This window comes from Lapidilactobacillus mulanensis (assembly GCF_003946215.1).
GTDB classification, from domain to species: Bacteria; Bacillota; Bacilli; order Lactobacillales; family Lactobacillaceae; genus Lapidilactobacillus; species Lapidilactobacillus mulanensis.
Genome location: NZ_RHOW01000009.1, coordinates 62,048 through 74,869, shown reverse-complemented (window position 1 = coordinate 74,869; position 12,822 = coordinate 62,048). Strand labels below are relative to the sequence as shown.

The window sequence follows — 12,822 nt, the reverse complement described above, 5'->3', positions numbered from 1 at the left end:
AACCAGATTTCTCAAAATCGAGAAGTTTGGTTGTCTTTTTAAAACGGGTGATTATTTACCGCTTACAGTGTGAATCCTAGGGGGTGTTTTGCATTGTAAGTTATTCAACTATTGAAAAGCTTAAATTACTTCATGATTATCAGAAATCGGATTATGGTTTAACGGTGTACTCCGATTACCATGGTGTCCGACCAGCAAACATGAGTAAGTGGATTAAGCAATTCCTACTCGCTGGATTGGCGGGATTAATTAGACCTAAGCATAATCAGAAGTACTCATTAGAGACTAAGTTAACTGCTGTAAAAGCTTATCTTTCTGGCAAGTATACTAATCAAGCAATTCTCCAGCAGTATCAAATTAGAAATATTTCTCAACTACATCAATGGGTTATCAGTTACAATAATGACAAACTCCGAGTTAATCAGACAACGAGAAAGCGAGTCAGAAAAATGGGACGAAAAGTAACCTTTGATGAAAAGAGGCAGATTGTCCGATGGACAATTGAACATAACAATAACTATAAAGCGGCTGCAGAGAAGTATGATATTAGTTACCAACGAGTTTATTCTTGGGTACGGAAGTACCGAGTAAATAGCGACTGGGAAGTACTAAAAGATAACCGTGGGCGTAATAAAGGAAAAGAGCCCACTAATGAACTAGAAAGACTAAGGAAACGAGTTCGTGAGCTAGAAGCTCGTGACCGTGAACGGGAGCTGCAAATCGCTTTTGCAAAAAAATTAGTCGAAATACGCAATCGGGAGGTGAAACGACCGGACGATATCAAGCGATTCAAGAAATGAACAATGAAGGTTATTCTATTAGTGAATTGACCAAGGTCGCTGGAATTACTAGACAAGCTTACTACAAATGGCTGAAACATGAACCGACTAAATATGAGATTGAAGAATCGGAGATTCTCCAATTGATTAAACAGTTAGAAAATGAACACAAGCAAAGCGTTGGCTATGACAAAATGACTAGGTTAATCAAGTTAAGTCATCAGATTCCTTATACCGTCAATAAGAAACGAGTCATTCGCATTATGAAAGACCATAGTATCAAAGCTGACTATCGTCAGCCAACCCATAAACGTATTCAAGCCCAGCAAACTTATGAAGCTGAAAATATTCTTAACCGACAATTTGACCAAACCGCAGCTAACCAAGTTTGGGTTACGGATACGACGGAACTAAATTACGGAATCCGGCTTAATAAAGTTCGTCTACATGTAGTATTAGATTTATATGGTCAATATCCAGTAAGCTGGTTAATTACACCTACAGAAACCGCTGAAGGAGTAGTTCAAGTGTTCGAGCAAGCACGGATGAAGGAAGGAGCACTAGCTCCGTTAATTCATACTGATCGTGGTGCGGCGTATACTTCCAAAGCATTTAATCAGTATTTAGTAGTTAATGATGAAGGCGGCATCGTGAATTAACCAAGTGAGCGTAAAAATTGACCACACTCGGCGAAAGAATTGACCAACTTATGCGAAGAAAATTGACCATACGACTAAAAGAACCCACTAAAGTGGGTTCAAACATTGTTATTGCTCTAGGTATTCTTTGATCAATTTAATACCAATATCAACGAGCTCATTCTCACTGATCTGTTCGTCGCTTTGAAGCATGGCCATCGTTAACCGATCCGATCAATCAATTTATTTTCAAAGCTTTCCTCTATCGAGTTAAGAAAGTAGTAACTAGCGATCCGATTACGCACATCTTCTGGAATCATACAGAGTCACCTCGTAATCCATAGCGTTCACGCATTGATTTATCGCCTTGAATTAAAATCGGATAGGCATCATGGATAATGCGATCAAGGATTGCATCGGCTATTTGTGGATTACCTAGTTTATTATGCCATCCATCTAGCGCAAACTGTGAACAATAAATGGTTGATGATTGATGTAATCGACTTTCTACTAGCTCTAAAACATAGGTAGACTGCTCTAAAGACAACTCTGTTAACAACCATTCGTCAATGATTAAAACATCGACTTTTTTATAGCGAGCTAATATTTTATGAAAGTTTCCATTAGCTTCATGCTTAGCTACAGCTAAGTCGTCTAAAAGTTCTGGCAGCCGAACATACTTCACCTTATAAAATTGGCGACATGCTTCTATGCCTAAGGCATTAGCGAGCCAAGTTTTACCATTACCAGATGCGCCCATCAAAATAATATTATGATGCTCACGAATGTAGTTCCCTGTTGCTAGTTTTTGGATTAGCTTACGATCCAATTTGCGATCTGGCAAATAATCTATTTCGGCTAACGCAGGCTCTATACTCGGAAAATCAGCGCTGTGTAATAGCCGACTAAGCTTATTAGATTGCTGTCTGGCATAAGCACCATCGACAATTAATTCAAACTTATCTTCAAAATCCATTTGTTGGTATTCTGGTTGCTGTTCCTGAACTTCTAAAATCTCAACCATAGCGTTGAGTCGCATTTCTCGTAATTTACGCTTAGTTTCATCTGATGTCATTATCTTTTTCCCCTTCGATTCCAAAATAGGCTGCGCCACGCGTGAAGCCATAAGTGTTTTGTGCACTTGCATTGTGAGGTTGCTCCTGTTGTTGGTTACTGCGTAATAAACGCTCGATTACTGGCACCGTTGGTGCTGAGGCAATTTTTATAATATCTTGGCAAGCCTGCTCAATCGCTTCACTGGAGTACTTACGGCCAAAATTCTTTAAACGAAGGGTTGCTTTCAGTGCTTGCTTTTCCACTTTTGCCGATTTAAGCAAATAACGAACGACTTCCGTTGTTGCTTCACCAATACTTTCGGCCCACTTAATTGCTTCTTTTGGGGTGTAATCAAGATACAACTGGTGGTTCTCTGGTAGATGATCATGATTAGTCGAGAATTGACCAAGCTTGCCATAAAGTCGTTTGTGTGAGGCAATACGACTATCTTGGTAAAAGATCTCAACGAGATCTTTCGTAACTTTAATATCAACTTTATTCTGGATATATTCGTAAGGAACAGAATAAAACATATTCTCCACATTAGTGTGGTAATCTAATTGTACAGTGGCAGTTTTCCAGGTTGCCATTTTATAAGGTACCCGTGGTAGAGGCTGTAATGCGAACTGCTCTTCGCTAATAAAAGCGTCTTTACGGTTACCTTTTTTATATTTCTTGGTGAATGGTCGCAAATTAAACTCATCTAATTTTTCCCTAACAGCCTGATTTAATTCTATTAATGTGAAAAACTTTTCGTTACGTAGCGCAGCGATAATCCAAGTTGAAAGGATCTTTACACTACCCTCGACGTTGGCTTTATCTTTAGGTGTTCGGACACGTGCCGGCAATATAATCGTGTTATAGTGACTTGTCAATTCGCGGTAAGTCGAATTAAGCACAGTTTCTCCAGATCGGTGCCTGGTAACACCAGTTTTTAAATTATCTGGGACAAGGATTTCCGTAACCCCACCAAAGTACTTATAAGCGTGAATATGACTAACTAACCAATCTTCTTGTTTCATTGACAAGCGAGCCTCACAGTAGCCATATTGGCTACACGGTAGTGTGGCGACAAATAAATAAGCTTTAACAATTTCTCCTGTATCTGAATCAGTTAGAGACAATGTTGTACCTGCCCAATCTACTTCCATAGTTTCTCCCGGCTTACGCTTTATGCGCATAGTCGCTTTATACTTTTGTGCATATTCGTGATAATACTGACAAAATGTGCGGTAAGCGTAGGGAATAACATTATTTTGACGGCACATTGCCTCATATTCATAGTGTAGTAGTGACAACGTCACATTAGACTTAGCTAGTTCCGTATGGATATGTTCAAAATCTGGCAATTGTCTGCCTTTAGACTCACGCTTTTTATGCGGGAAAAGTAGCGCTTCGAACCATTCGTCATCCATTTCATCAGTGAACGGTGGTACTAACACTTCTTCTTTTGCCCGTTTGATGATCTCTGCAATTTTGGGGCGAGAATTACCTGTAGCTGCAGCGATATTCCGTTGTACGACCTTTTGAGCATGGAGCTCAAGAATCTTACGATACTGAATGGACATAAAAAACCTCCTGTATAATATAATTACGCAATGTATGCGCTATCACATTATACAAGAGGTACCTTAGGGCTGGTCAATCTCTTTTGCAGAACTTGGTCAATTTCTTCGCTTAATGGGGTAAAATTTTATGCCGAAGGGGGTAAATGGGAATGCCGTCATCAAATGATGCCCAACACAGTTATTCAGCACCAGGGACACCGGCTGACAATGCCGTAATAGAACATTGGTGGGCAGATTTTAAGGCTATTTGGATCGCACACCTGCCTAAAGCACAAACATTATTAGAACTAGAAGGACAAGTTAGAGAAGGAATTACCTATTTCACTGAAAAATTTATCTCAGCGAAGAGAAATGACCTTACCGCAGCGGAATACCGTTTTGGCAAAGCCAACTAATTTTTATTATTTAATGTGTAAACTTGACAGGGCACAGTACCACTTTAAAGGCAATTATTTTTATTATTTATTGTGAAATTCATTCAATAAGTATAATTGGGTAATCTTTTTTATCATCTTGAATTTATACTTATAGGTATAAAAAAATGATCTCAAACCTATTAAGGAATGAGATCACTACACAATACTAATAGAATCGGAGCAGATCCTATAGATGAAAAGTCTAAAAGCTACTAGGAAATTGGACAACCAACCCCATTATTGAAATGAGATTAGAGTTATTTTACTACAATGATTTTATGGTGACAAGATGTGTTTGAAGTCCAAAGTCGGATTCCAGCTTATTAAATTCCAGATAATACTACCCAATTATTATCTGCTTTCTTGAGTAGTAATGTATATTGCGATAACTGTGTCATATCAGTATCGATATCAATGTACTTAACGGTGACATCGACCTTAATATTATCGCCTTGTTTATGGAATGTGGGGTTAATCAATTCAGCAAAGCGATAATTTTTATTGATCGGTTTAGTACCATCTTTGACATAGTATTTCAGTTCATTAGCGGTGCCTTTTGGGTAGAGAGTGAAGAAAGTTGTTAGAAATTTATTGATTTGATCAATCGTTTCAGTATCAAGCGTACTATCAGACTGTTGGATTGATTCTTTAACCCTTGCCTTAGTTGGTGCTGCAGCGATGGTTGGATTCTTAACGATTACCATGTCACCGCTAGTATTTTGCATAACTACGGTTGAATAAGTGGCAGTAATGTCTTTAGACTTTTTATCTTTGTCGGTTCCGGTTTCAATTGATTGTTGCAGGGAAAACAGAACTCTAAATTGATTAGTAGTCAAATGTTTAACTTGCCAGATTTTAATACTATTGACTGTAGATTTAGTTGGAATATCAGATCGAACTGAATCTGAGTTCAAAGTGACTAAGCTTTCCATCATATACTGGTTAAGTTGTTTCTGTCTGTTATCAAGAACTTCATGGTTTGGTTCCCAAGTGTAATAAATCTTAGCAAAGTCAGTGACAAAGGTACTAATGGCGTTAGTGTCGATAATCTTGGCTTTAACGATTTGACGTTCGTGGATTGTGTGCTTGTCAATTGCAGTAAAGTTCTTATAGACACCGAATACAACGCTTAAAATTAAAATCAACCAACAAAAAAGTGCCGTCTTACGGCGCACACCTAAAGTTCTAACTTTGGGGTTCTCGGTAGTGTTTTTTGTTTTGCCTTGTTTTTTTGCCTTTATCGGTTTGTTGTTTTTCTTATTGTTCTGAGCCTTAATATCTTTACGAGATTTAATTCTGGATTTATCTCTCATGTAAATTGTCCTTTCTTGATTTCATAGGTTTGGTAGAAATCAGGGTAATCTTTTAGAAAGCGACTGAAGATTTCTTTTAACCTGAATTTTTTATAAGTGAGGTAGTCCATGTCTGAATAAAGATCAAATTTATCATCATTTTCAAAATACTGTTCGGCCAGGTATAATTCACGTCCTAAAATATAATCTAAATCCTCTTTGTTAAACTTTTTATTAGAGCTGGACAGCCAAGCACTAACAGTCTCTTGATGATTGACTGCTAGACGGAACTCCCGACGTTGACCGCGTTTGAAAAGGGGAATATTTTGAATGAAGTGATTAGCAGTATTTGTTAGATCAACGACATTAGGTAAATGTTGATCAAAAAATTTAATGCGTTCCCATTCAGAAGACAAGTAATCTAATTCCTTGTTCCGCAAACCACGATTATCTTGGTAGTCCAGATCAACGTGTTCATCACGTAGTACATGATCAATTGCGGCCGTTAGTAACCACATCCATTTGTCGTAAGTGTAGCCATCTTGATCATCCAATAAATTCACCTCATTTCTTGATCCGACCGGCACCAATCAAATGAGCTTGCCAATAGGTGCTTTTTAAATCGGCATACCCAAGCGGATCACCAGCGTTGTACATGCGCATATTACCGACATAGATACCAACGTGGGTCACATAATCAGCGCAGGCATAAGTTGAGTGAAAGAAAACTAAATCGCCAGGTTTGGCACTTTTAATAGGAACATGATTGGTAAAGTCATATTGAGCCTGGGCTGTTCGGGGTAACTTGATTCCGGCCTTGCCGAAGCTCCACTGAGTTATTCCAGAGCAATCAAAGCCAGTACTGGGGCTACCGCCACCAAAGACATAAGCGGTCCCTTGGTATTTTAAGGCTTCAGTCATAATGGCTTTAACGGTTTTATCTGAAAAATTAGCACTACCGCTACTGGTTAAATATTGAGAAACTAATTTAACGTAATACATATTTCCATAGGCATAACGCCAACCATCAGAAACAGGGTTAGTATAGGTAACTTTACGACCACTAGCTTTGTCCTTTGCAAAGTTACTAGCATTTTCAAACGAGTATTTTTTACCATGCTTGGCAACATAGTCTACGAAGCCGCCACCATAGTTATAGCTTTGAATAGCGGTATTGGTGTCAGCGCTAACGGACTTAATGCTTTTAATTAAACTAGCGAAATACTTAACACCTTGTTTAATCGAGGCATCTGGAGATAAGCTACCAGGCGATTGACCTAATGATTCACTAGATTGCATCACGTCACTGCCTTTACCGCCGGATTCAACTTGCATGATTGATAAGATAACCATGACTTGATCGGATATGCCGAATTCTTTGCAGTATTTTTCGACTACTGCTTTATACTTCAGCACTTCAGGCGATAGGTTCATGCCATCCATAGCTAGCTCAGTCATTGTCTGGTCCTCATCATCGTCACCAACAATCGCCACGCTGAAAAAAAGTAGGCTGATTAAAAGTAAGGGCATTGCTGCCAACACGATCCACTTTTTGATTTTCATTGGCCTTTACCTCGTGGTGGTTTAAGCTCTTTTGTAGGTCGAGATATTGGTTTATGGACCTTTAAGTTCAACGGCTTATTCTGTGATGAATTGGTCGACCGAGGATTAGTTGTTATCGGTTCAGATTGAGGTGATACAGGTTTGAATGAAGTTGTTGCTTGCTGGGTAACTGGAATTTTGAATGTATCATTTTTAAGAGTTGTTGGCAGTGGTTGATCAGTTTGTTTTGGTCTTTGTAATGGGTCAGATTGTGGCATTTGTTTTGATTGCTGGTGATTAAGTTGTTTAGATGTCTTTAGATCAGATGGTAACGGTGCTGTTTGATGATCAGTGTTAGGTGGTGTAAGTGCTAATTTACGATTTTTCATTTGTTCTCTTCGCCGTTGATTAGCTAATTCACGATTCTGTTGATTGTCTTGGCGTTGATTTTTTACACCTTGTTTAAATCCATCAATTCCATTCTTAGCAATTTTTTTAGTGTTTTCTTTACCTTGATGTAAACCATACTTAGTGTTTGTCGGTAAATTCGTTAGATTGTCTTTAGATTTTTGGGCTGTATTGGCCAATTTACGCTTGGTATCAAGTAAATTACCAACCTTACGACCGGCGTTTTCCATCGGCTTCTTCTTACTTTCACGTTTATCTGGCGGTTTTTGTCCTTGATTAGGCTTTCTCTTTTGTGTTTGTTGTTCATTAGAACCAGCATTTGGACTACTTGACCTTTTAAGACCGCGTGAAAGGGCACCACCGAGTGCGGCATTACCAATTAGTTGCCGCATTACTCGATTACCGCGGCGAGTTATACGGCTAGCACCATTTTGTGAATCAGAGCTGTGCAGTTGCATCATGCCCATAAGATCACTAAGCTTCATCCAAATACCACCAAAAATAACGATCTGTAGAAATGCAACTAAGAAAAATGGTGTTGTTGCGGATAGAGAATAAATCATGGTGGATAGACAAAATGCCATAGTGAGAACTAATGTAATACCGGCGCGCATCATGACCGTATTAAATAACCGCATGACGGTTGTTTTCATTAGTCCATTGAAGCTCGGAATCATCGCTAGTAAACAACTAATGGGCATGAATATGGCATAGATAATAAATAAGATTTGGCTGAAAATCATAATCGCGGTCAACATGAAAACAAATATCGTAATGGCAATATTGAATAACACTACAAAAGTGGTTACACCTAGCCGATTAACTGTTTTGACTGCGGATAGATTATCGTTATCTTTATCTTCAATTTCACTTTTTACTAGATCGGTACGTGTTTTTCCTTTCTCTTTAAAAGGATCTGTTTTAACTAAGTCCTCAATCCGTTTCTCACCAACTTTTTTAGGATCTGAATCACCAAATTGGAGTAGCGTCCATGGCTGCTTAACTTGAACGACAAACAAGGTGTCACGAATTGCATCAACGCCATCCTTAGAGGAGGCCTTTTTATTGGACATAATCATTTTGGAGCCGGTATTGAGTGCGGAGGTACTGATATCGGATGAAAATTCATTGATTTTCCCAATGTAGTCTGGTGAGTAGGCGATAAAACTAGCTGATAAGAGGAAAATCATCACGAAATTTACGACTGCTGAAATGGCCTTAGACGTTTCGCGTTTGATCAGGCCAGTGTAAGCAACATAAACACCAACAATTGCGATCAAAAGCAATAACATGCCTGGATAGAAGCCATCACTGGAAAATCCGTTTTTAGAAACTCCGGCCAGTAATTGCATGTTTTTACCGATGGCCGCCGTTGTGTCTTTGATGAAATCCAATGAATAGGCTTGTTGAATTAGATATCCAGTTGCATATGAAAGATAAACAGAGACAATCCAGAGAAAGTTGGTAATAGCGTAAACTGCGTACATAACTGATTTGCCAATACCATCACCCCAGTTCCATGGCAGCCAATCCCAACTGGAATCGACAAAATAATCGAGTTGATAGTTATTGACCGGGTATTTAGAAAACTCATTTTTTGTGTTAACTGTTTCATCAACCAAACCACTCGCACTAGCGGTGGTTGCAGTAATCAAAAGTAAAATTACTAAGGTTGCCAGGATAGTAGCAGTAATTTTTAATGCTCGTTTTGTTCGTGGTGACATCTAATCACCTCCGGACACTTGTGCCTGTGGTGGACGAGTATCGAAGGCATGGTAGAGATGCTCGAAAATGTAGTCAAAGTGGAGTACACCAACATGGCCCCAAATATCTTGAAAGAGGCATTCACCATTATCAAGTGAGCGGAGCCGTTGTTGATTGCCTTCATCTTCGGCGTCTAAGCCAAAGAATTGCAGAGTATTCTTGATCTCAGTAATATCGGTTGAGCGAAAAGCAAATTTCATCCCAATATTATTTTTCATTTTTTCATCCAGTAAATCATTGGCATTTTGCGTTACCAGATAGACACCAGCATTCATTGAACGTCCTTCACGAATGAGTTTCATCGATAAAGTTTTACCTTGGGAAACATTCAGAAATGCCCAGGCCTCGTCTAAATCCACAATTTTAAACATGGAACGATCGGAGTGAATGAAGTCAATCGCAAAGGTGGAGATGATCATTAGCATGGCTACCGATAACATTTCTACCGTGATGTATTCATCTTGGGTTTTATCTGCATCGGGGAGAACTAAGTCAGCAATTTGGATAATATTGATTTTTCGATCTAAGGCAATTGATCTGCGTGCGGTACCATCGGAGAACAATAATGCTGCGAAGTCGTAGTCGGTAAAGGATTCAATGTGATCAGCTATGTTCATAGAGATTGGCGTATTTTCTCGCCTTAACTCATCAATAACCTTTAATAATCCAGGCTGTGGTCCCTGAGTGACATTGCGAATGGCTTTGCGTAGTGTTGGAAATCGCTCGGCGTCACGACTAGAAATACCAGTGAGAAAAGTGAGTGTATCAACGGCTAAACTTTCCGAATCTTTGGGGTTACTCAAAATAATGTAAGGGTCTAACAGTCCACGATTGAGTTCTTCGCTGGTCAAGTTAACAATATTGATATCATCTTGCATGAAATCCAAATCCTTTGCCCAGTTGGTTCGTTCAGACTTTGGATCAAGAATCAGTGCTTGCGCGCCATACAATACGGCGTAGTAAACCAGTAAATTGTTACTAAAAGACTTACCACCACCTAATGAGCCAAGAAAGGCGGCGGAAAGTGCATTTGTTACTGTTCCCTTTAATCCTTGTGCGGCAATATCTGGCTTGATGTAGACGTTACGGCCAGTATCAACGTTGTAACCAACATAGATACCTTCTTTTTCACCAAGGGCTTGCGTGGCCCCAAAGCCTAAAGAAGCAATAAAATCATTAGTCACATACTGGATATAGTCATTCATATAGCGTTTGGAAGCTGGAATAAACTCACTGTGTAGACCTAACATATCACCGAAGGGTCGTACTAACTTGATGTTCATTGAATCGTAAAAATCGAGAATCTGATCAGACCGTTTTTTTAATTCGTCTAATGAGCGGCCACTAACGCGAATAACGTAGGAAATTTTGTACATGGCGTCTTTAGTTTGATCAAGTGTGGCCTCAAGTTCATCAACGGAATCCAGTGCATCGGCCACACCGCGAGTGGTTTCGTTATTAGATTCATACGCGTGGTTGTCCAAATCTTTGAGTTCTTTTTTCTTATTACGGACTTTAGTTAAGGCCTTTTTGTTAGTGACGATTTCTACATTCAATGAAGTATCAACGGGAAAATTAAATTGTTGTTGCTGAAAGTAGAAAATTTCACTGCCGGGAAAATCAAGTTCACCAACAATATCTGATAGTGCTAGGTAGGTAACATAAGAATCAGTTAGCCCGTGGGTGATTTTTAAATAGCGTTGTTTTTGTTCAATCAGCGACCGTGTAGGTTTGATCAAGTCATACTTTTTGATCACTGTGTCATGTTCATTTTCTTGCCGTGGTAGATGGAAATGGTAGTCCTCATAATCTTGACCCGACATCCCATGAATATGTTCCAACAGATAGCCAAAATCATTTTTGTTTAGTGGCCGAATTTTGAAGCGTCGGCCAACTTTATCAGCTAAGAATTGTGCTACCTTGGTAAAGCGTTCTACTTCGGCGTTGTTCATATGCATGAAGTCACCGGTAAATTTTTCGTTGAACTCATTGAAGAAATCCTGAAAGCCTAACGAGATATCTTTCCAAATGCTTTTAGCTGTGACTTCTTTGTCATTGAGCAACAATTTAAAGCCAATATAAAAGCGATAATCAACTTGATTATCGCCAATGGTTTCCGTCAATGCTTCAGCTTGACCATCTATATGGGTTGCCGCAATCTCTTTCAGACTTCCTTTAACTAAGTCCTTGGAACGTTGTAAAGTATCACGCACACTAGCTTCTGTTGCTAACTGCAAAAGATGGATTTTACCATCACGATTTTGTGAAATCAGTTGACGAAAGTTTTCATGTACTTGTTGCTTTTGTTCTGGTGATAAGAAAGAATAATTATAGGGAACCAACTCGTAGTAGGCGAAACATTCGCCATCTTTGTTAAAGACTAAGTTGTTTTCGATATATTTTATGGGAAATTTCATTGTTTCGACCTCCTAACATAAGTGATTTGATCAAGCGATTGCCGTTGGTGCGTTTTGACTGGTTTACCGGCAAAGGTGACTTTAGTAGTAAACGCGTAGGTAATAATGGAACGCAGGAAGCCAAGTGGTCGCTTATTATCAAACGTCTTTTGGCTCATGAACCAGGTAATACCAGCCGGAATACCAAAATACTTTAAAAATGCACCATCAATGAAACTAAGTGGTGGCACGTCAGCTAATAACATCACTACGAATAGAGAAATAATGAACCAAGTCATTTGCGTAAAAGTAACGGGGAAGGGTAAGTTCATATCATTGATCGCGTATAGTACTTTTTCTACTGACCAAATTGAGGTGTAGCTTCTAACTTTCTTCATTGCACACTCCTTTCAAAAAGAAAACTGGCTCATTTGCTAAGCCAGCTTCCGATAAATGCTATTCAGAATATTCATAAATTCCGTTACTGGTAACAAGGTAATTACCTTCAATTTCTAAGTCTCGGCCTAACGCAACATAGTCAATATACAATTGAACCTTATCTGGTAGTTCACCAAATATAAGACCCTCCTCAACGAGATAACTGGCTAGGTCTTCCATGCTGCCTTCATCGTAGTGAGTTATCTCTTCAGCGTGTTCAATTAAATCATCAATATTAGTGAACCAATTGTTGATTAATTCATCCATCGCTGAATAAACTGGACTATCGGCCAGGCTTTCAATACTTTCATAAAGATTGTTTAATTGGTCGATACTTGTATATTGATCAATTTTGAATGGCATTTCATAGTCATGTATGGCATATTCCTCGTATTCATTGTTTAAACCGATCCGTTCCTTAACTTCATCAAAGTCGAGTGGAAAATGGAACCAGGCACCAACTAATTCTCCTTCGTTATATTTACCGAGGTTAGCAATATAAACTTGCATTTCATCAGGTTGCAT

The 12,822-nt window shown here is 39.0% G+C and carries 10 protein-coding genes and 2 pseudogenes; 3 read left to right on the top strand and 9 right to left on the bottom strand.

What is annotated here, in order from left to right; genetic code table 11:
* Positions 1-200 precede the first annotated feature (200 nt).
* Together EKM67_RS03720 and EKM67_RS03715 are read left to right on the top strand one after the other, a co-directional pair.
* On the top strand, positions 201-800 hold the full coding sequence (locus EKM67_RS03720; RefSeq protein ID WP_010011392.1) for a helix-turn-helix domain-containing protein: 600 nt from the start codon (positions 201-203) through the stop codon (positions 798-800).
* Positions 737-1,417, top strand: a pseudogene (locus EKM67_RS03715) (IS3 family transposase); the annotation flags it as partial. The gene EKM67_RS03720 and the pseudogene EKM67_RS03715, both read left to right, overlap by 64 nt.
* A 316-nt stretch (positions 1,418-1,733) precedes the next feature.
* On the opposite strand, the gene istB reads toward EKM67_RS03715, so the two are convergent.
* Positions 1,734-2,492, bottom strand: a complete 759-nt coding sequence (istB, locus tag EKM67_RS03710; protein ID WP_125577397.1) for an IS21-like element helper ATPase IstB — start codon at positions 2,490-2,492, stop codon at positions 1,734-1,736.
* Complete coding sequence (gene istA, locus EKM67_RS03705) at positions 2,479-4,041, bottom strand: IS21 family transposase (protein WP_125577395.1); 1,563 nt, start codon at positions 4,039-4,041, stop codon at positions 2,479-2,481. Before istA ends, istB begins: the two co-directional genes overlap by 14 nt.
* Before the next feature lie 161 nt (positions 4,042-4,202).
* On the opposite strand from istA, the pseudogene EKM67_RS03700 reads away from it, so the two are divergent.
* A pseudogene (locus EKM67_RS03700) lies at positions 4,203-4,436 on the top strand (IS3 family transposase); the annotation flags it as partial.
* A 344-nt stretch (positions 4,437-4,780) separates the two neighbouring features.
* Here EKM67_RS03700 and EKM67_RS03695 read toward each other — a convergent pair.
* From EKM67_RS03695 to EKM67_RS03665, 7 genes are read right to left on the bottom strand one after another with little or no spacing between them, the layout of a single operon-like run.
* Positions 4,781-5,770 (bottom strand): conjugal transfer protein, encoded by a 990-nt coding sequence (locus tag EKM67_RS03695; RefSeq protein ID WP_125552321.1) that lies wholly within the window; start codon positions 5,768-5,770, stop codon positions 4,781-4,783.
* Positions 5,767-6,303 carry a hypothetical protein gene (locus EKM67_RS03690; RefSeq protein WP_225417302.1) on the bottom strand — a complete coding sequence of 179 codons (537 nt, stop codon included), beginning with the start codon at positions 6,301-6,303 and terminating at the stop codon, positions 5,767-5,769. Before EKM67_RS03690 ends, EKM67_RS03695 begins: the two co-directional genes overlap by 4 nt.
* A gap of 10 nt (positions 6,304-6,313) precedes the next feature.
* Positions 6,314-7,312, bottom strand: coding sequence for a bifunctional lytic transglycosylase/C40 family peptidase (locus EKM67_RS03685; protein ID WP_125552320.1), 999 nt, complete (start codon positions 7,310-7,312; stop codon positions 6,314-6,316).
* Positions 7,309-9,423, bottom strand: a complete 2,115-nt coding sequence (locus EKM67_RS03680; protein ID WP_125552319.1) for a CD3337/EF1877 family mobilome membrane protein — start codon at positions 9,421-9,423, stop codon at positions 7,309-7,311. The genes EKM67_RS03685 and EKM67_RS03680 overlap by 4 nt, the downstream gene beginning before the upstream one ends.
* A complete protein-coding gene (tcpF, locus tag EKM67_RS03675; protein ID WP_125577393.1) occupies positions 9,424-11,880 on the bottom strand; it encodes a conjugal transfer ATPase TcpF in 2,457 nt (818 codons plus the stop codon). It abuts the gene before it with no gap.
* Positions 11,877-12,257, bottom strand: coding sequence for a conjugal transfer protein (locus tag EKM67_RS03670; protein WP_125552317.1), 381 nt, complete (start codon positions 12,255-12,257; stop codon positions 11,877-11,879). The genes tcpF and EKM67_RS03670 overlap by 4 nt, the downstream gene beginning before the upstream one ends.
* Before the next feature lie 58 nt (positions 12,258-12,315).
* Complete coding sequence (locus EKM67_RS03665; protein ID WP_125552316.1) at positions 12,316-12,822, bottom strand: antirestriction protein ArdA; 507 nt, start codon at positions 12,820-12,822, stop codon at positions 12,316-12,318.